This window comes from Streptomyces cinerochromogenes (assembly GCF_014648635.1).
Lineage (GTDB): Bacteria > Actinomycetota > Actinomycetes > Streptomycetales > Streptomycetaceae > Streptomyces > Streptomyces cinerochromogenes.
In genome coordinates, this window is the sequence record NZ_BMRM01000009.1 from 217,134 (window position 1) to 238,829 (window position 21,696).

22 protein-coding genes are annotated in these 21,696 nt (G+C 72.9%); 14 read left to right on the forward strand and 8 right to left on the reverse strand.

The genetic code is table 11. The features are described 5' to 3' along the window. The gene (locus IEZ20_RS19355; RefSeq protein WP_189300303.1) at positions 1-438 is read left to right on the forward strand and encodes a GNAT family N-acetyltransferase; all 438 of its coding nucleotides are present in this window, start codon (positions 1-3) and stop codon (positions 436-438) included. Between the two features lie 74 nt (positions 439-512). Beyond that, positions 513-1,106 carry a histidine phosphatase family protein gene (locus IEZ20_RS19360; RefSeq protein WP_189300305.1) on the forward strand — a complete coding sequence of 198 codons (594 nt, stop codon included), beginning with the start codon at positions 513-515 and terminating at the stop codon, positions 1,104-1,106. On the opposite strand, the gene IEZ20_RS19365 is transcribed toward IEZ20_RS19360, so the two are convergent. After that, a complete protein-coding gene (locus IEZ20_RS19365; RefSeq protein WP_189300307.1) occupies positions 1,088-1,534 on the reverse strand; it encodes a DUF6314 family protein in 447 nt (148 codons plus the stop codon). The two genes, IEZ20_RS19360 and IEZ20_RS19365, sit on opposite strands and share 19 nt — an antisense overlap. A gap of 158 nt (positions 1,535-1,692) precedes the next feature. On the opposite strand from IEZ20_RS19365, the gene IEZ20_RS19370 reads away from it, so the two are divergent. Beyond that, positions 1,693-4,173 carry an alpha-L-arabinofuranosidase family protein gene (locus tag IEZ20_RS19370; RefSeq protein ID WP_189300309.1) on the forward strand — a complete coding sequence of 827 codons (2,481 nt, stop codon included), beginning with the start codon at positions 1,693-1,695 and terminating at the stop codon, positions 4,171-4,173. Here the strand turns inward: IEZ20_RS19370 and IEZ20_RS19375 are convergent. Next, a complete protein-coding gene (locus tag IEZ20_RS19375) occupies positions 4,160-4,600 on the reverse strand; it encodes a carboxymuconolactone decarboxylase family protein (RefSeq protein WP_189300311.1) in 441 nt (146 codons plus the stop codon). The two genes, IEZ20_RS19370 and IEZ20_RS19375, sit on opposite strands and share 14 nt — an antisense overlap. 44 nt (positions 4,601-4,644) lie before the next feature. Then, complete coding sequence (locus tag IEZ20_RS19380; RefSeq protein WP_189300313.1) at positions 4,645-5,877, reverse strand: cysteine desulfurase; 1,233 nt, start codon at positions 5,875-5,877, stop codon at positions 4,645-4,647. An 82-nt stretch (positions 5,878-5,959) separates the two neighbouring features. Here IEZ20_RS19380 and IEZ20_RS19385 point away from each other — a divergent pair, with 82 nt between their 5' ends. From IEZ20_RS19385 to IEZ20_RS19435, 11 genes are all read left to right on the forward strand, one after another. Beyond that, positions 5,960-6,562, forward strand: coding sequence for an ABATE domain-containing protein (locus IEZ20_RS19385; RefSeq protein ID WP_229896139.1), 603 nt, complete (start codon positions 5,960-5,962; stop codon positions 6,560-6,562). 170 nt (positions 6,563-6,732) lie between these two features. Continuing rightward, the gene (locus IEZ20_RS19390) at positions 6,733-9,291 is read left to right on the forward strand and encodes a YfhO family protein (protein ID WP_189300318.1); all 2,559 of its coding nucleotides are present in this window, start codon (positions 6,733-6,735) and stop codon (positions 9,289-9,291) included. 22 nt (positions 9,292-9,313) lie between these two features. Continuing rightward, a complete protein-coding gene (locus tag IEZ20_RS19395) occupies positions 9,314-10,264 on the forward strand; it encodes a glycosyltransferase family 2 protein (RefSeq protein WP_189300320.1) in 951 nt (316 codons plus the stop codon). Continuing rightward, on the forward strand, positions 10,264-10,647 hold the full coding sequence (locus IEZ20_RS19400) for a GtrA family protein (protein WP_189300322.1): 384 nt from the start codon (positions 10,264-10,266) through the stop codon (positions 10,645-10,647). The genes IEZ20_RS19395 and IEZ20_RS19400 overlap by 1 nt, the downstream gene beginning before the upstream one ends. A gap of 45 nt (positions 10,648-10,692) precedes the next feature. Continuing rightward, positions 10,693-11,721 carry an N-acetyl-gamma-glutamyl-phosphate reductase gene (gene argC / locus IEZ20_RS19405; RefSeq protein WP_189300325.1) on the forward strand — a complete coding sequence of 343 codons (1,029 nt, stop codon included), beginning with the start codon at positions 10,693-10,695 and terminating at the stop codon, positions 11,719-11,721. Beyond that, on the forward strand, positions 11,718-12,869 hold the full coding sequence (argJ, locus tag IEZ20_RS19410; RefSeq protein ID WP_189300327.1) for a bifunctional glutamate N-acetyltransferase/amino-acid acetyltransferase ArgJ: 1,152 nt from the start codon (positions 11,718-11,720) through the stop codon (positions 12,867-12,869). The genes argC and argJ overlap by 4 nt, the downstream gene beginning before the upstream one ends. Next, positions 12,866-13,777 (forward strand): acetylglutamate kinase, encoded by a 912-nt coding sequence (argB, locus tag IEZ20_RS19415; RefSeq protein WP_189300329.1) that lies wholly within the window; start codon positions 12,866-12,868, stop codon positions 13,775-13,777. The genes argJ and argB overlap by 4 nt, the downstream gene beginning before the upstream one ends. After that, complete coding sequence (locus tag IEZ20_RS19420) at positions 13,774-14,979, forward strand: acetylornithine transaminase (protein ID WP_189300331.1); 1,206 nt, start codon at positions 13,774-13,776, stop codon at positions 14,977-14,979. The genes argB and IEZ20_RS19420 overlap by 4 nt, the downstream gene beginning before the upstream one ends. Positions 14,980-14,986: 7 nt before the next feature. Next, positions 14,987-15,532, forward strand: coding sequence for an arginine repressor (locus IEZ20_RS19425; RefSeq protein WP_189300334.1), 546 nt, complete (start codon positions 14,987-14,989; stop codon positions 15,530-15,532). Between the two features lie 108 nt (positions 15,533-15,640). After that, positions 15,641-16,228 carry an RNA polymerase sigma factor gene (locus tag IEZ20_RS19430; RefSeq protein WP_189300336.1) on the forward strand — a complete coding sequence of 196 codons (588 nt, stop codon included), beginning with the start codon at positions 15,641-15,643 and terminating at the stop codon, positions 16,226-16,228. After that, entirely contained in the window at positions 16,218-16,991 is a 774-nt protein-coding gene (locus IEZ20_RS19435; protein WP_189300338.1) for a hypothetical protein, read from the forward strand. The genes IEZ20_RS19430 and IEZ20_RS19435 overlap by 11 nt, the downstream gene beginning before the upstream one ends. 10 nt (positions 16,992-17,001) lie before the next feature. Here IEZ20_RS19435 and IEZ20_RS19440 read toward each other — a convergent pair whose 3' ends face one another. From IEZ20_RS19440 to IEZ20_RS19460, 5 genes are all read right to left on the reverse strand, one after another. Beyond that, complete coding sequence (locus IEZ20_RS19440) at positions 17,002-17,919, reverse strand: serine/threonine-protein kinase (RefSeq protein WP_189300340.1); 918 nt, start codon at positions 17,917-17,919, stop codon at positions 17,002-17,004. Beyond that, positions 17,916-19,730, reverse strand: coding sequence for an ABC transporter ATP-binding protein (locus tag IEZ20_RS19445; RefSeq protein WP_189300342.1), 1,815 nt, complete (start codon positions 19,728-19,730; stop codon positions 17,916-17,918). The genes IEZ20_RS19440 and IEZ20_RS19445 overlap by 4 nt, the downstream gene beginning before the upstream one ends. A gap of 74 nt (positions 19,731-19,804) precedes the next feature. Then, positions 19,805-19,993: a hypothetical protein gene (locus IEZ20_RS19450; protein ID WP_189300345.1), complete on the reverse strand. Its 189-nt coding sequence runs from the start codon at positions 19,991-19,993 to the stop codon at positions 19,805-19,807. 117 nt (positions 19,994-20,110) lie between these two features. Next, on the reverse strand, positions 20,111-20,914 hold the full coding sequence (locus IEZ20_RS19455; protein ID WP_229896140.1) for an FAD:protein FMN transferase: 804 nt from the start codon (positions 20,912-20,914) through the stop codon (positions 20,111-20,113). Beyond that, positions 20,907-21,686, reverse strand: a complete 780-nt coding sequence (locus IEZ20_RS19460) for an FMN-binding protein (RefSeq protein WP_189300347.1) — start codon at positions 21,684-21,686, stop codon at positions 20,907-20,909. The genes IEZ20_RS19455 and IEZ20_RS19460 overlap by 8 nt, the downstream gene beginning before the upstream one ends. Positions 21,687-21,696: the final 10 nt, after the last annotated feature.

The window sequence follows — 21,696 nt, forward strand, 5'->3', positions numbered from 1 at the left end:
ATGAGCGACACACCTGACCTCCCCGAGGGGTACGAGTTCTCCGCCGATTCCGCCCGCGTCGACGTCGACCGCGTGCACGGATGGCTGTCGTCCGACGCGTACTGGGCGATCGGCCGCCCGCGGGAGAAGCACGAGCAGGCGATGGCGTGCTCGCTGAACTTCGGGGTGTACGACACGGTCTCGGGCGAGCAGGTGGCGTACGCGCGCGTGGTCACCGACCAGGCGCTGTTCGCCTGGCTCGCGGACGTGTACGTCGACCCGTCGGTGCGCGGCAAGGGCATCGGCACGGCGTTCGTCGCCCGCGTCCGCGACCACCTGGTGCCCTTCGGGCTGCGTCGCGTCCTGCTCGCCACGCACGACGCGCAGGGGGTCTACGAGAAGATCGGGTTCCGGCCCCTGGACCGTCCGGACCAGTGGATGCTGCACACCTTCGGGTAAGCATCCGCATACCTCTGGTAACTCCCAGGTCACGGGCCCTTGACCCGCACCCCCGCAGGGCACACCATCACCGCATGCCACTGAGGGTGACGTTCGTCGCCGCCGCACGCGGCGCTCCGCAGTTCGCGGAGCGCTTCGAGGACGACCGGCCGCTGGACCAGGGCGGCTGGGACGAGGTGCAGCGCGTCGCCGGGGACCTGCTGCCGCTGGCCGCGGCCGAGCTGCGCTACTGCTCGCCGACCCCGCGCAGCCGGGCCACCGGCGACGCCCTGGGGTACGCCCCGCTGGTCCAGCTCGCGCTGCGCGACTGCGACATGGGCCGCTGGCGCGGGCTGACGCTGGGGGAGGCGATGGCCCGGGAACCGGAGGCGGTGGACGCCTGGCTCGCCGATCCGCGCTCCACCCCGCACGGCGGCGAGTCGCTGCTGGCGTTCATCTCGCGGGTCGGCGGCTGGCTGGACACCCGGCCCGTGGACGACGGCGGCCGGATCGTCGCCGTGGCCGAGCCGTCGGTGATCCGGGCGGCCCTGGTCTACGCACTGAAGGCGCCGCCCTCGACGTACTGGAACATCGACGTCCGCCCGCTGTCCACGACCACGGTCACGGGCCGCGGCGGCCGCTGGAACCTGCGCCTGGACGGCATCCCCGCTCAGCGCTCGCGCACGTAGTCGGTGGTGAGCAGGAGGTCCTTCGCCGGGCCTCCCACCCGCCACACCGTGCGCCAGTGGTCGGCGTCCCGGACGGTGAACTCCCCCCGGTAGAGGTCGGCCGCACAGGGGTGGTCGGCGATGTACCGCCCGGTGGTCAGGTCCAGCTCGTGGAAGGGCCGCCCGTCCGCGAACCGCACGTCGGCCCGGCCGGGTACGGGGTGCGGAAGGAACCTCAGCGTCCGGGTGGCCGGCCGCGCCGCTCCCTGCCAGGTGAAGATCCCGGACTCCTCGTGCAGCAGCCCGCCGCCGTCCAGCGCGCTGAAGACGGTGACCCCGCCGAAGTGCCCCTCGGCCCCGCTCGCCAGATCCCGCACGTCCCGCTCGACCCGCCAGCGGCCGGCCAGATGGGCCAGCACGTCCGGCACCGGCCACCACTCGCCCGTCACCGCACCCTCCGGGGCCCGCACAGCCTCCCGTCCATACCCCGGAGCTTACGCGCCGCGCTCGGTCCGCCCCATTGACGTGTTCATACCACTTCCCTATCGTGCGTTCGAAGTGCTGACCAATGTCTGATATTTCGAACAATACGAGCCGCGGAGTATCCATGTCACGCACCGCCCGCTGGAGACTCGGCCTGACCACGAGCGCCGTCCTGCTCGCCACGGCCGCCCTCCCCGCTCCCGCCCACGCCGAGGACGTCACCGACTACACGATCACCGTCGACCCCTCCGCCACCGGGCCGAAGATCGACAAGACGATGTACGGCGTCTTCTTCGAGGACATCAACCGCGCCGCCGACGGCGGCCTGTACGCCGAACTCGTCCAGAACCGGTCCTTCGAGTACTCCGCCGACGACAACACGGCGTACACCCCGCTGACCGCGTGGACGGTCTCCGGCACCGGCCGGGTCGTGAACGACTCCGGCCGGCTGAACGACCGCAACCGCGCCTACCTCTCCCTGGGCGCCGGTTCGTCCGTCACCAACGCGGGCTACAACACCGGCATCGCCGTGCAGGACGGCAAGACGTACGACTTCTCGGTGTGGGCCCGGGCCGAGGCCGGCGGCACGCTCACCGTGACCCTCCAGGACGCCGGCGGCACGGTCGCGACGGCCCGGCGGATCGCCGTGAAGAAGAACGGCTGGGCCCGGTACAAGGCCTCCCTCACCGCCACCCGCACCAGCACCACCGGCCGCCTCACCGTCGCCGCCGACGCCGCGACGGCCCTCGACATGGTGTCCCTCTTCCCCCGCGACACCTACCGGCACGAGCCCAACGGCCTGCGCAAGGACCTCGCCGAGAAGGTCGCCGCCCTGCACCCCGGCTTCGTCCGCTTCCCCGGCGGCTGCCTGGTCAACACCGGCTCCATGGAGGACTACAGCGAGGCCTCCGGCTGGCAGCGCAAGCGCTCCTACCAGTGGAAGGACACCGTAGGCCCGGTCGAGCAGCGCGCCACCAACTCCAACTTCTGGGGCTACAACCAGTCGTACGGCCTCGGCTACTTCGAGTACTTCCGGTTCGCCGAGGACATCGGCGCCATGCCGCTGCCCGTCGTGCCGGCCCTGGTCACCGGCTGCGGCCAGAACAAGGCCGTCGCCGACGACGCCCTGCTGAAGCGGCACATCCAGGACACCCTCGACCTCATCGAGTTCGCCAACGGGCCCGCCTCCTCGACGTGGGGCAGGGTGCGCGCCGGAATGGGCCACCCCAAGCCCTTCCACCTCACCCACATCGAGGTCGGCAACGAGGAGAACCTGCCGAACGAGTTCTTCGCCCGCTTCCGGCAGTTCCGCGCGGCCGTCCAGGCGAAGTACCCGGACATCCGGGTCATCTCCAACTCCGGTCCCGACGACGCCGGTTCCACCTTCGACACGGCCTGGAAGCTCAACCGGGACGCCAAGGTCGACATGGTCGACGAGCACTACTACAACAGCCCGCAGTGGTTCCTGCAGAACAACGACCGCTACGACTCCTACGACCGCTCCGGCCCGAAGGTCTTCCTCGGCGAGTACGCCTCCCAGGGCAACGCCTTCAAGAACGGCCTCGCCGAGGCGGCGTACATGACCGGCCTGGAGCGCAACGCGGACGTCGTCAAGCTCGCCTCCTACGCCCCGCTCTTCGCGAACGAGGACTACGTCCAGTGGAGCCCGGACATGGTGTGGTTCGACAACCACGCCTCCTGGGGCTCGGCGAACTACGAGGTCCAGAAGCTGTTCATGACCAACGTGGGCGACCGGGTCGTACCGAGCACCGCCACCGGCACCCCCGGTCTGAGCGGGCCCATCACGGGCGCGGTCGGCCTGTCCACCTGGAACACCAGCGCCGCCTACGACGACGTGAAGGTCACCGCCGCCGACGGCGCCACGCTGCTCGGCGACGACTTCTCCGGTGACGCCTCGCAGTGGACCCACACCGGCACCGGCAGCTGGAGCGTCCAGGACGGCCGGTACGTCCAGACGGACGACGCCGCCGAGAACACTATGGTCCAGGCCGGCGACCCGTCCTGGCACGACTACGACCTGCATGTGAAGGCCACCAAGAGGTCCGGCAAGGAGGGCTTCCTCGTCGCCTTCGGCGTCAGGGACACCGGCACCTACTACTGGTGGAACCTCGGCGGCTGGGACAACACCCGGTCGGCGGTCGAGCAGGCCGTGGACGGCGGCAAGTCCACCCTGGTCGCCAAGGCCGGCTCGGTCGAGACAGGCCGCTCCTACGACCTCGACGTCAAGGTGCGCGGCCGGCACGTGACCCTGTACGTCGACGGCACGGAGTGGGGCAGCTTCACCGACGACAAGCCGGCCGAGCCGTTCCGCCAGGTCGTCACCCGGGACGCGAGGACCGGCGAGCTGATCGTCAAGGTCGTCAACGCCCGGTCCGCCGCCGCCCGTACGGCGATCGACCTCGGCGGGGCCGAGGTGGCGTCCAGGGCCACGGTCACCACGCTCGCCGCCGCACCCGACGCGGTGAACACCGAGACGTCCACGGCGGTCGCCCCGCGGACGTCCACGTTCACCGGCGTGGCGAGGAAGTTCACCTACACCTTCCCGGCGAACTCCGTCACCTTCCTGCGGATCAGGCAGAGGTAGCCGAGGGAGCGGGCCGCTGCCCCACCGGCAGCAGCCCGCGCTCGGCGAACACCTTCTTCGCGGCGAAGGTGGCGTTCAGCGCCTTCGGCATCCCGCAGTAGACCGCGGAGTGCAGCAGCGCCTCCGTGATCTCCTCCGGGGTGAGCCCCACGTTCAGGGCCGCGTTCACGTGCACGTCCAGCTGGGCCTCGCAGCCGCCGAGCGCGGTGAGCATGCCCAGGGTGACCAGCTGGCGGTCGCGCGGGGCGAGCCCGGGCCGGTCGTAGATCTCCCCGAAGGCCCAGGCGACGACCTGGTGCCCCAGCTCGGGGCTGACGTCGGCGAGCGAGTCCACGACCCGCTGCCCGGCCTCCCCGTCGACCTTCCGCAGGACCTCCAGGCCGTGGGTGAAACGCTCGTCGCGGGTGGTGCTTCGTTCGTTGCTCATGACAGGAACCGTAGGAGTTGGAGCGCACTCCAACGCAAGCCCGGTCAGCCGCCGAAGTACCGCTGGGCCGCCCGCACCCCCTCCACCAGCGCGTCGACCTCCTCCAGGGTGTTGTAGACGTAGAAGCTCGCCCGGGTCGTCGCCGGGACGCCGTAGCGCCGGGCGACCGGGCGGGCGCAGTGGTGGCCGACGCGGACGGCGACGCCCCGCTCGTCCAGCACCTGGCCGACGTCGTGCGGGTGGATGCCGTCGACCGTGAAGGAGACGGCCGAACCGCGGTCGGCGACGTCGGCGGGGCCGACCACCCGGACCCCGGGCACCTCGGCGAGCAGTCGCAGGGCGCGGGCGGTGAGTGTCTCCTCGTACGCCGCCACCTCCGCCATGCCGAGCCGCTCCAGGTACTCCACCGCCGCGGCGAGTCCCACCGCCTGCGCGGTCATCGGCACGCCCGCCTCGAAGCGCTGCGGCGGCGGCAGGAAGGTGGTGCGGTCCATCTCCACGATCTCGATCATCGAGCCGCCGGTGAGGAACGGCGGCAGGCCGGCGAGCAGCTCGGCGCGGCCCCACAGCACACCGATGCCGCTCGGGCCGAGCATCTTGTGCCCGGAGAAGGCGAGGAAGTCCGCGCCCAGCTCGCGCACGTCGACCGGGCGGTGCGGGACGGACTGGGCGCCGTCCACGACGACGACGGCGCCGTGGGCGTGGGCGCGGTCGGCGAGCGCGCGGACCGGGTTCAGCGTGCCGAGGACGTTGGACTGGTGGGTGAGGGCGAGCACCCTGGTGCGCTCGTCCAGGAGTTCCTCCGCGCGGGACAGGTCGAGGCGGCCCTCGTCGGTCAGACCGAACCAGTCCAGCGTCGCGCCCGTCCGCTCGGCGAGCTGCTGCCAGGGCACCAGGTTCGCGTGGTGCTCCATCTCGGTGACCACGATCCGGTCGCCGGGGCCGAGCCGGCCGGCGTTGCCCAGGGCGTAGGCGACCAGGTTGATGCCCTCGGTGGTGTTCTTCGTGAAGACCACCTCGTCGTCGGCCGCGCCGATGAACCGGGCGACCGTGTGCCGGGCCTGCTCGTACGCCTCCGTCGCCTCGCCCGCCAGCTGATGGGCCCCGCGGTGCACGGCCGCGTTGCGCGTGAGGGAGAAGTCCCGCTCGGCGTCCAGGACCTGGAGCGGCTTCTGGGTGGTCGCCCCGGAGTCCAGGTAGACGAGCGGGGCGCCGCTCGCCACCGTCCGCTCCAGGATGGGGAAGTCCTTGCGCAGCGCGTTCACGTCGAAGCCCACGACGGCTCACCTCTCACGGTTTCGTACTCGGTTCTCCGTGAGGAACGCTAAGCCTTCCTCACGGAGAACCGCAAGGATTAGCATGAGAGCCGTGGATCACGAGTCACCCGTCTCCCTGCACCGGCTCCCCGTTCCCGGCGAGGACCGGTACGCCTCGCTGGACCTGGTCAACACCCGGTTCACGGTCAGTCACGGCCAGGTCGACCTGCTGGACGGCACCGAGGCCGCGCACCTGTGGCTGGTCCGGCGGGGGCTGCTGCCCGACCGGGTCGTCCTGAACGGCAGGCAGTCCGGCCGGCTCCGGGCCCTCCGCGAGGCGCTGCGGACCCTCTTCGCGGCCCGGGCCGGCGGGACCCGGCCGCCCGCCGACGCCCTCGACACCCTCAACACCGCCCTCGCCGCCGCCCCCGCCACACCCCGGCTGGCCTGGGGCGCCGACGGCCCCCGGCGCGACGACCTCCCCGACTCCGGCAACCCGGCCGCCGCCGTGCTCTCCCAGCTCGCCGAGGACGCCACCGACCTGCTCACCGGTACCGACGCGGCCCAGCTCACCGAGTGCGCCGCCCAGGGCTGCACCCGCTGGTTCCTGCGCTCCCACGGCGCCCGCCGCTGGTGCACCACCCAGTGCGGCAATCGGGTCCGCGCGGCCCGGGCCTACGCGGCCCGCAAGGCCGGTTCACCGTGAGAACACCTCCCGGAAAGTCAAAGTTATCCGGGAGGACATGAAATTCACGCGTTGTTTCCCGTATTCGGAGGATGCCGCCTCACTTTTCGGTGAGCGCACAACCAACAGGAAAGGCGTCCCGTCTAAGACGGCGAAATCAACGCAGTGAATTCATGGGGGCCTCCCGATAAATGGACCGCTCGACGTCACCCGATGCGCCGCGCCGGGCAGCCGCCCTGCTCGCCGCGGCCGTCACGGTCACCGCCTTCTGCGCCGGTGACCTCCTCGCGCGCAGCTATCCCTTCGGCCCCCGCACCCGCAGCGTCAACGACCTCGGCAACCAGTACGTGCCCTTCCACGCCCACCTGTGGGACCTGCTGCACGGCAGGGCCCACGGCGGCCTCCTCGTCAACTGGCAGTCCGGCTACGGCACGAGCTTCCTGCCCGACCTCGGCACCTACCTCGGCAGCCCCTTCGCCCTGCTCGTCGCCCTCTTCCCGCGCGACGGGATCGACCTCGCCGTCTACACCGTCACCCTGCTGAAGACCGCCTCCGCCGCCGCGGCCATGGCCTGGCTGCTGCTCACCCTGCGCCCCGGCCGCCGGTGGGCGGCGGCCCTGCTCGGCGCCTCCTACGCGCTGTGCGGCTGGAGCACGGCCGACGCCTCCTACAACCCGATGTGGCTCGACGGCCTGATCGCGCTGCCCCTGCTGTGCCTGGTCGGCGAACGGGCGCTGACCGGACGCCGGCTGCTGCCCGGTGTCCTCGTCGTCGCCCTCGCCTGGACCGCCAACTTCTACACCGCCTACATGGCCACCCTGGGCGCCGCCCTGGTGCTGCTGCTGCGCCTGCTGCTCACCCGCCCGCCCCGCCGGCGGGCGCTCGCCGCGGCCGGCCGTGCCGCCCTCACCACCGCCCTCGGCGTGGGCCTGGCCGCCCCGCTCGTGACCGTCGTCTACCTCGGAACCAAGCACGCCTACCCCGGGCGGGTACGCCGGTTCGTCCCCGTCCCCACCGAGGACGTCGCCGCCCGGCTGCTGCCCGCCACCTACGGCTTCGGCTCCCCGGCCCTCTACGTCGGACTCACCGCCCTGCTCCTCGCCCTCGCGCTGCCCTTCCACCGGGCGGTCCCGGCCGCGGTCCGCACCGGGTGGACGGCGCTGGTGCTCGCGGTGGCCCTGTCCCTCCAGTGGGGCCCCACCCACCTGGTCTGGCACGCCTTCGCCACACCGCAGGGCAGCCCCTACCGGCAGGCGTTCGTGCTGTGCGGCCTGCTGGTGATCGCCGCCTGGCACGCCGTGGCGTACGGCCTGCCCGACCGGCGTGCCCTCGGCGCCGCGACCGCGCTGCTCGTCCTGGCCATCGCCGTGGCCAGCCGCAGCACGCTGGTCCGGCCGTACACCTGGATCGTGCTGCCGCTCGCCCTCGCGGGCGCCCTCGGCGGGCTGGTCCTGCTCGGCCGCGCCGGGCAGCGCCACCGGCTGGCCGGGCTGGCCGTCGTCCTCCTGCTCGGCGCCCAGGTCGGCGAGAGTGCCGCCACCTCGGCCGTGGCCACCCGGCTGCGCCTGGGACACCTCGACGACTACGCGCCCTGGGGCGAGCGGCAGCGGACGCAGGCGGCGGCGATCGCCGGGGCCGACGACTGGCCCCGCCACCGCACCGACCCCGGCCGCGAGCAGACCGTCGGCAACGACCCCCTGCTGGTGGGCGGCGAGGGAGCGCAGTACTACAGCAGCCTGACCCCGGACGTCCTCAGCCGTACCCTCACCGCGCTGGGCGACGGCTGGACCTCGCGCGGCCGGAGCGTACAGAGCCTGGACAACGCCGTCACGGACGTCGTCTTCTCCGTCGGCGCCCGGGTGCACTCCCCGCCCGACCCGCACCAGAAGCACCAGTTCCCGGGCGGCGGGCCGGTGCGCGTCACCCGGCGGGACGTGCCGCCCCTGGTCACCGTGCGGCCCGGCCCGGACAGGCGGCCCTTCGGCCCGTCGCCGTACCGCAACCAGGAGCTGCTGCTCGGCAGCCGCGTCTACACCGTCCCCCGCGTCACCGTCCACGACGACGACGGCCGGCCGCTGCCGAGCCGCCGCGTCGGCACCGCGAACGCCCTGGCCCGGCCCACCGTCACCGCCCGGTGCCTGGCCGGCACCCAGGTGTACCTGTGGGCCCCGCACTTCTCCGGCACCGCACGGCTCGACGGCGGCACACCCGCCCGGTTCCGGTTCGTGTTCCCGCGCAACCGCGCCGCCATGGAGCCGCTCGGCACCGCCCCCGCCTCCGGGCGGCTGCGCATCGAGCTGGCCCCGGACCGGCCCGGCCGCGTCCCGCCCGGCGCGGTCGGCTGCCTGGACACCGCCCGGCTGGACACCGCCGCGGCCCGGCTGAAGGCGGCCGGCGCCACCGCGGTGACCGTCTCCGACGCCACCGTACGGGCCGAACTGCCCGCCGGCAGCGCGGGCATCGCCGTCGTCGCGGCGCCCCGCATCGCCGGCTGGCGGTGCGCCGCCGGCGACGGACCCGAGCGGCCCGCCGGTGACTTCCACGGTCTGATCGCGGTACCCCTCGACGCCGGCGCCACCAGCCTGACCTGCACCTTCCACCCGCCCGGCCTGCGGCTGGGCACGGCAGTCGGGGCCGCCTCGCTGCTCACCCTCGTCCTGCTCACCGCCGTCCGTGCCGTCCGCCGCCGGCGCACCCCGGTGCCGCCCACGACCACATCACCGCGCGAGCGCGTGACCACCGCTTCCTGACCGCGCCCAGGGGGGACCCCGCATGCTGATATCGATCGTCGCGCCCTGCTACAACGAGGAGGACGTCCTCGCCCGCTTCCACGAGGAGGTCCAGAAGGTCGCCGAGGAACTGCTGCCCCTCGGCCACGACATGGAGTTCGTCTACGTCGACGACGGCAGCCGGGACCGCACGCTCGCCGTCCTGAAGGACCTCGCGGACCTGGACTCCCGGGTGCGCTACGTCTCCTTCAGCCGCAACTTCGGCAAGGAGGCGGCCCTGCTCGCCGGACTCCGGCACGCCTCGGGCGACTCCGTGATCGTCATGGACGCCGACCTGCAGCACCCGCCCGCGCTGATCAGGCGCATGGTCGAGCTGCGCGAGCAGGGCCACGACCAGGTCATCGCCAGGCGCTCCCGCACCGGTGACCGGTTCACCCGGACCCTCACCGCGCGGCTGTACTACCGGCTCGTCAACCGCCTGGTCGACGTCGAACTGGTCGACGGCGTCGGGGACTTCCGGCTGCTGTCGCGGAGGGTCGTGGACGCGGTGCTGGCCCTCACCGAGTACAACCGCTTCTCCAAGGGCCTGTTCGCCTGGGTGGGTTTCCCGAGCACCACCTTCGAGTACCGGAACGCCGCGCGCGAGGCCGGCCGCAGCTCCTGGAACCTGCGCGGGCTCCTCAACTACGGCCTCGACGGACTGCTCTCCTTCAACAACCGCCCGCTGCGCGCCGCGCTCTGGCTCGGCATGGGCCTGCTGCTGTGCGCGGGCCTGTACACCGGGTGGATCGTGGGGGCCGCGCTCGTCAACGGCGTCCAGACGCCCGGCTATGTGACCATCATCACCGCCGTGACCGCCCTCGCGGGCGTCCAGATGGTCATGCTGGGTGTCATCGGGGAGTACACCGGCCGCATCTACTACGAGGTGAAGGGGCGCCCGCACTTCCTGGTGAAGGCGACCAATGTGGAACGGACGAAAGATCTCATCCCCTGATGTCGAGACAACTGCCGAGGCAGATTCTGACCTTCGTGGTGGTCGGTGCCGTGAACACGGCCACCTACTACTGTCTTTACCTGTTGTTCCTGACCCGGCTCCCCTACATCGCCGCGCACGTCCTGGCATTCCTGCTCAGTATGGTCGGGTCTTTTTTCCTGAACGCGCGCTTCACCTACCGGACGCGGCCCACCTGGCGGAAATTCCTGCTGTTCCCGCTGACGAACGTCACCAATTTCCTGATCACGACGGCGGGTGTCTACCTGATCGTGGACGTGCTGCACGCCGGCAGCCGCTTCGCCCCGCTGCTCGCCTCGGCGGCGGCGATCCCGGTCACCTTCGTCGTCTCGCGCCGGGTGATGCTCCCGAAGGCGATTGCATAAACGTGCAGCGATACGTATAGTCATGCCATCCAGAGGAGGGTGGACATGGCGGTACGTGCGGCGGTGGCCGGAGCGAGCGGATACGCGGGCGGAGAGGTCCTGCGTCTGCTCCTCGCGCATCCCGAGGTCGAGATCGGTGCCCTGACCGGCAACTCCAACGCCGGGCAGCGGCTCGGCGCGCTCCAGCCGCACCTGCTGCCGCTGGCCGACCGCGTGCTGGCCGAGACCACGCCCGAGGCCCTCGCCGGGCACGACGTCGTCTTCCTCGCGCTGCCGCACGGACAGTCCGCCGCCGTCGCCGAGCAGCTCGGCCCCGACGTCCTCGTCATCGACATGGGCGCCGACTTCCGGCTGAAGGACCCGGCCGACTGGGAGGCCTTCTACGGCTCCCCGCACGCCGGCACCTGGCCCTACGGCCTGCCCGAACTGCCCGGCGCCCGCGCCGCGCTCACCGGGTCCCGGCGCATCGCGGTGCCCGGCTGCTACCCCACCGCCGTCTCCCTGGCCCTGTTCCCGGCCTACGCGGCCCGGCTCGCCGAACCCGAGGCGGTGATCGTCGCCGCGTCCGGCACCTCCGGCGCGGGCAAGGCGCCCAAGCCGCACCTGCTCGGCAGCGAGGTCATGGGCTCCATGTCGCCGTACGGCGTCGGCGGCGGCCACCGGCACACCCCCGAGATGATCCAGAACCTCAGCGGGGTCGCGGGGGAGCGGGTCGCGGTCTCCTTCACGCCGACCCTCGCGCCGATGCCGCGCGGGATCCTGGCGACGTGCAGCGCGCCCGCCGCCGACGGAGTGACGGGGGAGTCCCTGCGGGCCGCCTACGAGAAGGCCTACGCCGACGAGCCCTTCGTCCACCTGCTCCCCGAGGGCCGCTGGCCCGCGACGGCGTCCGTCCACGGTTCCAACGCCGTTCACGTGCAGGTCGCGTACGACGCCGCCGTGGGCCGCATCATCGCGATCAGCGCCATCGACAACCTGACCAAGGGCACCGCGGGCGGTGCCGTCCAGAGCATGAACCTCGCCCTGGGTCTCCCCGAGACCACCGGGCTTTCCACGATCGGAGTCGCACCGTGAGTGTCACGGCAGCCAAGGGATTCACGGCGGCGGGCATCGCCGCCGGGATCAAGGAGAACGGCAACCCCGACCTGGCCCTCGTGGTCAACAACGGGCCCCGCCGTGCCGCCGCGGGCGTCTTCACCTCCAACCGTGTGAAGGCCGCGCCGGTGCTGTGGTCCGAGCAGGTCCTCCGGAGCGGCCAGGTCTCGGCCGTCGTCCTCAACTCCGGCGGAGCCAACGCCTGTACCGGCCCCAAGGGCTTCCAGGACACCCACGCCACCGCCGAGAAGGCCGCCGAGGTGCTCGGCCGCGGCGCCGTCGAGGTCGCCGTCTGCTCCACCGGCCTCATCGGCGTCCTGCTCCCGATGGACAAGGTCCTCAAGGGCGTGGAGACGGCCGCCGCCGCCCTGAGCGAGCACGGCGGCGAGAAGGCCGCCATCGCCATCAAGACCACGGACACCGTCCACAAGACCGCCGTCGTCACCCGGGACGGCTGGACCGTCGGCGGCATGGCCAAGGGCGCCGGCATGCTCGCCCCGGGCCTCGCCACCATGCTGGTCGTCCTCACTACCGACGCCGACCTCGGCAGCGAGGACCTCGACAAGGCGCTGCGCGCGGCCACCAGGGTCACCTTCGACCGCGTCGACTCCGACGGCTGCATGTCCACCAACGACACGGTCCTGCTGCTCGCCTCCGGCGCCTCCGGCACCACCCCGGACCACACCGACTTCGCCGAGGCCGTACGGCAGGTCTGCGACGACCTCGGCCGGCAGCTCATCGGCGACGCCGAGGGCGCCAGCAAGGACATCAAGGTCGAGGTGATCAACGCGGCCAGCGAGGAGGACGCCGTCGAGGTGGGCCGCTCCATCGCCCGGAACAACCTCCTGAAGTGCGCGATCCACGGCGAGGACCCCAACTGGGGCCGAGTCCTCTCCGCGATCGGCACCACCGGCGCCGTCTTCGAGCCGGACCAGCTCAACGTCGCCATCAACGGCGTCTGGGTGTGCAAGAACGGGTCCGTCGGCGAGGACCGGGACCTGGTCGACATGCGCTACCGCGAGGTCCACATCGTCGCCGACCTCGCCGCGGGCACCGAGACCGCGACCATCTGGACCAACGACCTGACCGCCGACTACGTCCACGAGAACAGCGCCTACTCCTCATGAGCACTCGCAAGCACACCGCGCTCCCCAAGGCCCGGATCCTCGTCGAGGCGCTGCCCTGGCTCACCCGCCACCGCGGCAAGACCGTCGTCATCAAGTTCGGCGGCAACGCCATGGTGAACGAGGAGCTGAAGGCCGCCTTCGCCCAGGACGTCGTCTTCCTGCACCACGCCGGCCTCAAGCCGGTCGTCGTGCACGGCGGCGGCCCGCAGATCAACGCCGCCCTCGACCGGCACGGCATCGTCAGCGAGTTCAAGGCGGGCCTGCGCGTCACCACCGAGGACGCCATGGACGTCGTCCGCATGGTCCTCGCCGGACAGGTGCAGCGCGAGCTGGTCGGCCTGCTCAACCGGCACGGCCCGCTCGCCGTCGGCCTCACCGGCGAGGACGCGCACACCATGACCGCCACCCGGCACACCCCCGAGATCGACGGGGAACCGGTCGACATCGGCCGGGTCGGCGAGATCACCGCGATCGACACCGGCGTGATCGAGGCGCTGCTGGCCGACGGCCGCATCCCGGTCGTCTCCTCGATCGCCCGCAGTCAGGACGACGGACATGTCTACAACGTCAATGCTGATACGGCGGCTGCGGCACTCGCTGCGGCACTGGGCGCCGAGACCCTCATGGTCCTCACCGACGTCGAGGGCCTCTACGAGGACTGGCCGAACTCCGACGAGGTGATCAGCCGCCTCACCGCCTCGCAGCTGGAGAAGCTGCTGCCGGAGCTGAGTTCCGGCATGGTGCCGAAGATGGAGGGCTGCCTGCACGCCGTACGCAACGGCGTGACCACCGCCCGCGTCATCGACGGCCGGGTCCAGCACTCGATCCTGCTGGAGATCTTCACGGACGAAGGCATCGGCACCATGGTCGTGCCCGACGAGACCGCCGACGGACAGGGGGAGTCATGAGCAACCAGGAGCTGACCCAGCGGTGGCAGGGCGCGCTCATGGACAACTACGGCACCCCGCGCCTGCCGCTGGTGCGCGGTGAGGGCGCCCGGCTCTGGGACGCCGACGGCAACGAGTACCTCGACTTCGTCGGCGGCATCGCCACCAACGCCCTCGGCCACGCCCACCCGGCGATCGTGGAGGCCGTCAGCCGGCAGATCGGCTCCCTCGGCCATGTCTCCAACCTCTTCATGGCCGAGCCCACCATCGCGCTCGCCGAGCGGCTGCTGACGCTGTTCGGCCGCGAGGGCCGCGTCTTCTTCTGCAACTCCGGTGCCGAGGCCAACGAGGCCGCCTTCAAGATCGGCCGGCTCACCGGGCGCACCCACGTCGTCGCCACCCACGGCGGCTTCCACGGCCGGACGATGGGCGCGCTCGCGCTCACCGGCCAGCCCGCCAAGCAGGACCCCTTCCGGCCGCTGCCCGGCGAGGTCACCCACGTCCCCTACGGCGACGCCCAGGCGCTGGCCGCCGCGGTCACCGAGGACACCGCCCTGGTGATCATCGAGCCGATCCAGGGCGAGAACGGCGTGGTCGTGCCCCCGGCCGGCTACCTCAAGGCGGCCCGCGCGATCACCGCCGCCACCGGGGCGCTGCTGGTCCTGGACGAGGTGCAGACCGGCGTCGGCCGGACCGGCACCTGGTTCGCCTACCAGGCCCACGAGGGCGTGCTGCCCGACGTCGTCACCCTCGCCAAGCAACTGGGCGGCGGGCTGCCGCTCGGCGCGACCGTGGCCTTCGGCCGGGCCGCCGACCTGCTCCGGCCCGGCCTGCACGGCACCACCTTCGGCGGCAACCCGGTCGCCTGCGCCGCCGGACTCGCCGTGCTCGACACCATCGAGAACGAGGGCCTGCTCGACAACGCCAAGCGGCAGAGCGAGCGGCTGCGGCACGGAATCGAGGCGCTGGACCACCCGTTGATCGATTATGTCCGGGGTGCGGGCCTGCTCCTGGGTATCGTGCTCACCGGGCCGCGCGCACCGCAGGTGCAGCAGGCGGCCCAGGAGGCCGGTTTCCTGGTGAACGCGCCCGCCCCCGACGTCGTACGGCTCATGCCGCCGCTGAATCTCCGCGACGACGAGGCGGGTGCGCTGCTCCGGGCGCTGCCCGGCATCCTCGACGCAGCCAACCCTGTGGATGGGGACGGACGATCCGGAGAATGAGACGACGATGAGCGAGGCGCAGGACCACGAGCCGGGGGCGGGGGCCGGGCCGGCGGTGCCCCAGACCCGCACCGCACGGCACCGCCGGATCGTGGACATCCTCAACCGGCAGCCGGTGCGGTCGCAGAGCCAGCTGGCGAAGCTGCTCGCCGACGACGGGCTGAACGTCACACAGGCGACGCTCAGCCGGGATCTCGACGAGCTGAACGCCGTGAAGATCCGCAACACCGACGGCGACCTGATCTACGCGGTGCCGAGCGAGGGCGGCTTCCGCACGCCGCGCGCCCCGCTGGGGGAGTCGGCGAAGGAGGAACGGATGCGGCGGCTCTCCCAGGAGCTGCTCATCTCCGCGGAGGCCTCGGCGAACCTGGTGGTCCTGCGGACCCCGCCCGGCGCCGCCCAGTTCCTCGCCTCCGCCATCGACCAGGCGGAACTGCACGACATCCTCGGCACCATCGCCGGCGACGACACGCTGCTGCTCATCAGCCGGGACCCCACCGGCGGGCAGGCGCTCGCGGACCATCTGCTGCGGCTGGCGCAGAACGGGCACTGACCGCATGCGGGGCCCGGCGTACCGGCGCAGAATGGGCATGTGATCTTCCACGGCGGGCGGGCGGGGGGACGGGCAATCCCCTGGCGGCCGTCCGACGTATACAGAGGTGTGTCGGGATACCGGTCCCCCGTCGGCCCCCTCCCGGACGAGGCTCTGCTGTCCGGGCTGGTCGCCGGGGATCCGGAGCTGGCCGCGATCTTCGTACGGAGGTTCCAGCACCGGGTCTTCGGCGTGGCGATGGCCGTCACCAGGGACCAGCAGCTCGCCGAGGACGTCGCCCAGCAGACGTTCGAGCGCGCATGGCGTCATGCCCAGATCTACGACTCGCGCCGCGGCTCGGTCATGACCTGGCTGACGGCCATCGCGCACAACCTGGCCGTCGATGCCGTCCGTGCCCGGCGGACGGAGCCGATGGCCCCGGAGGACCTCGAGGATCTCCTGGACACCGTCACCGCGACCCCCGAGGAGTGGGCCCTGGCCGACGAGGCCTCCGCCCAGGTCCGGGCCGCCCTGGCCCGGCTGCCACGGGAGCAGGCCAGGGCGCTGATGATGGCCGGCATCTACGGCATGACGGCCCAGCAGGTCGCCGACGCGGAACGGATCCCGCTGGGTACTGCCAAGACGCGGATCAGGACGGCGATGGCGCGTCTGCGCACCGTCGTCGCGCCGGCGAAGCGAGGCGACCATGTCCGGTGACGCGAACTGCGAGCGGCTGCGGGAGGTCGGCCCCGAGCTGGCGCTGGGCGTACTGTCCGGCCGGGAGCGGGCCGAGGCGGTCGCCCACCTGGACCGGTGCGCGGAGTGCCGGGAGTACGTCCGGCAGCTCACCCTGGTCGGCGACCGGCTGGTCGGCCTGCTGCCGGACCGCGAGCCGCCGCCCGGCTTCGAGACCCGGGTGGCGCGCGTCCTCGCCCGGCAGACCCCGGCGTCCGAGGGGCAGCGGTCGGCCCGCGCCCTCGGCCGCACCCGCCGCGGCCTGTGGCAGGGCGCCCGGCGGGCCAGGGTCCGGCTCGCCGCGGCCGCTGCCGCGCTCGCCGTCGCCGCCGGATTCGCCGGCTGGGCCGTCGGCACCGTCGTCGAGCAGGTCACCGCCGCACCGCCGCCCGCCGTCGAGTCCGAGCCCGTGCTCGTCGGCGACATGACCGCGGCCGGGCACGGCGGAGAGCCCGTCGGCGAGGTCTACGCCCACCCCGGCACCCCCGCCTGGATCTTCGTGTCCGTCGCCCTCACCCGCCCCGGCACCCGGTACACCGGAACGGTCACCTGTCTGCTGGAGCGCGCCGACGGCGCGAGCGTCCGGGCCGGCGCCTTCGCGCTGCGCGACGGACACGGCAACTGGGGAATCGCGCTCTCCGAGGACCTCAACCGCTACTCCGGTGCCCGTCTGACCTCGTCCGACGGCACCGTCCTCGCCACCGCGCAGCTGCGGAAGGCGCAGGTGCTGACCCCCGAGACGTGAACCGTGCCGCTCACCCACCGCGGCGCGGGACGGGCAGTGCCGTCTCCAGCGCGGCGACCAGTGCGGCGAGGCCGGGCCGGGCCGGCGGATCGGCGCGCAGACAGCCGTCGACGGCTGCCGCGAGGGCCGGCGGCAGGCGCCGCCGGGACCGGATCGGCGGCACCTCCCGCTCCAGCTGCGGGTACCGGTCGCCCGGGTCCCCGGTGCCGCTCTTGTCGTCCGGCTCGTCACCGGGGTACCCGGCGTACGGCCGGTGCGCCGTCCCGCCGGTCGTGCGGCACGCGAAGGGCAGGTCACCGCACGCGACCTCGTACAGGGTGGCACCGATGCCCCACACGTCGGCGGCGGCTGTGAGCATCCCGCCGCGGGCCTGCTCGGGGGAGAGACGGCAGCAGGTGCCCACCCCGGCCGGGGCCGGCCCGGGAGGCCGCGCGACGCTCAGGTCCAGCACCTTCGCAAGGCCCCGGTCCACCACCACGTTCGACGGCTTGAGGTCCAGGTGCAGCAGGCCCCGGCCGTGCAGGTAGTGGACGGCGGAGCACAACTGCACCCCGAGGAGCGCCACATCGGCCGCGGACGCCCGGCGCCGCAGCCGGTGCAGCAGGTGGGAGAGCGTCTCACCGGTCAGCGCCTCCAGGACGACGACCGGCTCGGGCGCGTCGAAGACGTCGTAGGCACGGACCAGGTGGGGGTGGGTGAACCCGAGCAGCCACCGCCCCTCGCGCAGCAGCCGCTCGCCCAGCCGCCGGTCGCCCCGCCGGTCCGGGCGCACGGTCTTGAGCACGCACCGGCAGTCGCGTTCCTCGCTCCAGGCGTCGTAGACGTCGAGCCAGCCGGTGCGGGCGAGCCCCGCCAGGATCCGGTAGCCCGGGACCGGTTCCGTGCCCGGGGCCGGCGGCGGGGTGTCCGGCGCGGCGGTGGCGTTCACGGCAGCACCGCTCCCGTGTGCAGCCGGTGCAGCCGGGCGTAGGCGCCGTCGTGCCCGAGCAGGTCGTCGTGGGTGCCGTCCTCGATGATCCGGCCGTGGTCGAGCACCACGATGCGGGTGGCGTCGCGGACGGTCAGCAGGTTGTGGGAGATGACCACGGTGGTGCGCCCGGCCATCAGCCGGCGCAGCGGGGCCATGATCCGCCGGTCGGACCGGGCGTCGAGTCCCGCCGTCGGCTCGTCCAGGAGCAGCACGGGCGCGTCCCGGATCATCGCGCGGGCGATCGCCAGACGCCGGCACTGCCCGCCGGAGAGGGTCCGGCCGCGCTGGCCGACCAGCGTGTCGTAGCCCTCCGGGAGCAGCTCGATGAACTCGTGCGCGTCCGCCGCCCGCGCCGCCGCGACGATGTCCGCGTCCGTGGCCCCCGGCCGCCCGTAGGCGATGTTGTCCCGCACGGTGCCGTGGAAGACGAGCGTCTCCTGCAGCACCACCGCGACGCTGTCCCGGACGTCGGACAGGCGGAGCCGGCGCAGGTCCGTCCCGTCGAGACGGACCGCGCCCCGGTCGGGGTCGTAGAAGCGCAGCTGGAGCTTGGCGATCGTCGACTTGCCCGCCCCGCTGGCCCCGACCAGCGCCAGCGTCTCCCCGGGCGCCGCGTGGAAGGACACGTCCGACAGCGCCCAGGACGGGCCGCCCGGATAGCGGAACCACACCCCGTCGAACTCCACGTCCCCGCGGGCGCGGCCGGTGCGCCGGGCGTCCGGGGCCTCGGTGACCTGGGGCCGCTGGTCCAGCAGCTCGATGATCCGTTCCGCCGAGGCGGCGGCCGCGTAGAAGGAGGTGCCGAGGTGGGACAGGCCCCGGACCGGGCCGTACAGCTTGCCGATCAGCGCGAGGAAGACCAGCAGCCCGCCGAGCGTGAGCTGCCCCTGGGCCAGTTTCCAGGTGCCCAGGCCCATCACCGCGAGGCCGCCGGCCACCTCGATGACCTCCACGACCGGCCCGTACACGGCACGGATCCGGGCCGAGGCCATCGCCGCCCGGAACCGTCCCAGGCTCTCCCGCTCGAACCGGCGCTCCTCCCAGCCCTGCCGGTTGTACGCCTGCACCAGCACGACGTTGCCCAGCGACTCCTCGGCGATCGCGCTGAGCGAGCCGCTGCGGCGCCGGCGCTCCCGCGACGCCTCCTTGACCAGCCGCGAGAAGTGCCGGGCGGCGCCCCAGAACAGGGGCACGATGACCAGGGCGAGGACGGTCAGGTCCCAGCGCAGGTAGAACAGCAGGCCGAGGAAGACGGCGAGGCGGATCACGTAGTAGAGGGCGTCCGCCACGCCCGAGAGCAGGAACGTCTCCACCGCGTCGACGTCACCGGTGACCCGGGACAGCACGTCCCCGAGCCTGCGGCGCTCGAAGAACCCGAGCGACAGCCCCTGGACGTGCCGGAACACGTCGGAGCGCAGGGCGAGCAGGAAGCGCTCGCCGACCCAGGTGGACGTCACCTCGTCGGCGAAGCCGAGGATGCCGGAGCACAGGACCAGGCCCAGATAGGCCGGTGCGATCCACAGGAAGGGGTGCAGGTCCCGGGGGACGAGCACCTCGTCCACGACGACCTTGAAGAGCCACAGCTCGGCGGCGTCGACGGCGGGACCGGTCAGGCTGAACAGGACCACGGGCACGAGCCAGCGCCGGCCGCCGCGGGTGTACGGCCAGAACCGCCGGAACACCTCGCGCGGGGGCACCGGGGGCGCGGCCGCGACCACGGCGTCGGAGGTCTCGCCGAGCGAGAGCAGACGCCGCAGGACATGCGCCATGGCGTGCGTTCCTCGGGGGCCGGCGGAGCGGACCGGGGTCCTTCGGCCTCCGGTCCGCTCCGCCGCGCGTGCGATCAGTAACCGCCGTGACCGTGGCGGTCGCCGTGGCCGCCGTGGCCGCCGTGGTCGCCATGGTCGCCGTGACCGTGACGGTCGCCGTGGTCGCCATGGTCGCCGTGGTCGCCGTGGTCGCCATGGCCGTGTCCCGACCAGTCGTCGTCGCGATCCCGGCTCGCGGGCATCAGGCTACTGAAGATGGCCATGTCGTTCCTCCTTCAACTTGCCTCACAGGTGATACGTCCCAGGGCCGGTGTCGGATGGCGTTCCGGGGAAAAAACTTCGCGTCCGGGCGAAAAAGGCGGGGCCGTCGCCCGGGCGCATCAGCCCAGCCGCGCCGCCAGCCCCCCGGTGCACCGCACCTCGTCGCCCGCGGTGATCAGCAGGGCCTCCACGTCCGGCAGGGACTCCAGCCAGGCCAGACCCTCCCGCGACCCCATCGCGAACGCGGCCGTGGCCCAGCAGTCGACGAACGTCAGACGCGGCCCCACCACCGTCACGGCCACCAGGTCCGTCACCGCCGACCGGCCGGTCCGCGGATCCACGATGTGCGCGCCCCGCTCCGCCGTACCGGACGTCGCCACCGCCAGCTCCCGCGTGCCGGCGGCCGAGATCACCGCCGCCAGTCCGCCGGGCCGGAGCGGATCGGCCACCCCCACCCGCCAGGGCCGCCGCGGCTCCGGCGCGCCCAGCATCTGCACGTCGCCGCCCCCGTTCACGCTCACCCCGCGCACCCCGGCCACCGCCGCCAGCGCCCGCGCCGCCCGCTCGGCCGCCCAGCCCTTGACGATGCCGGTGGGGTCCAGCGAGCCCTGGTACCGGGTGCTGAACCAGCCCTGGCTGACCCGCTCCGCCTCGGCCGCCAGCTCCAGCACCTCGGCGACCTCGGCGGCGCACTCCGGCACGTCCAGCTCGCCGCGGGCCAGCCGGGACACCTCGCTGTCGTCGCGATAGGTGCTGAACAGGGCGTCCGCCCGGTGCAGCCCGGCGACCGCCTCGGCGAGCGCCGCCCGGACCGCGGCCGGTTCCCCGCCGCGGACGTCGAAGGAGAAGACCGTCCCCATGACCTCCTCCGCGTGACGCACCGCGGCGGGAGTCTCCACCGGCTCGGCCACCGTGTCAGCCACCGGCCTGGTCCAGCGCGGACTGCAGGGACTGCCGGTAGCCGGTGCTGGTGTAGGTGGCACCGGAGACGGCGTCGATGTCCGCGCTTCCCGCGGTCACGGCTTCCTGGTTGAGCTTCGGGACGGCGAGCCGGGTCTTCTGGTCGCTGAGGCCGCCCTTGGGCGCCTGGACCGCCTCCGCCTCGGTGATCTTCCTGCCGCTGACCGTGATCCGTACCTGGACCGGCCCGTACTGGGTCTGCACGGCCTTCCCGGTGACGGTACGCGCCTGCGCGGAGCCGGAGGACGAGGACCCGGAGGACGAGGACCCGGAGGCCGGGGGCGCGGCGGTCTTCATCTTGTCCAGCGCCGACTGGAGCGACTTCCTGTAGCCCTCGCTCGTGTACGTCGCCCCGGAGACGGCGTCGATGTCCGCGCTTCCCGCGGTCACGGCTTCCTGGTTGAGCTTCGGGACGGCGAGCTGGGTCTTCTGGTCGCTGAGGCCGCCCTTGGGCGCCTGGACCGCCTCCGCCTTGGTGATCTTCCCGCCGCTGACGGTCAGCCGTACCTGCACGGCCCCGTACTGCGTCTGCGCCGCGTCACCGGTCACCGTGGCGGAGCCGGCCTGGGCGGCGCCCTGCGGCGCCTGCCCGGCCGCCGTCTGCTGCGGGACCGCGCCCGCCGCCGAGGCGGCCGCCGGATCCGACGCAGGCTTCAGCGACAGCAGCAGCACGACACCGGACACGGTCGCGGCGGTGGCCAGCACGACCCGTCGCACGGGGTGGCTCTTCCTCATCGCTTCGCAG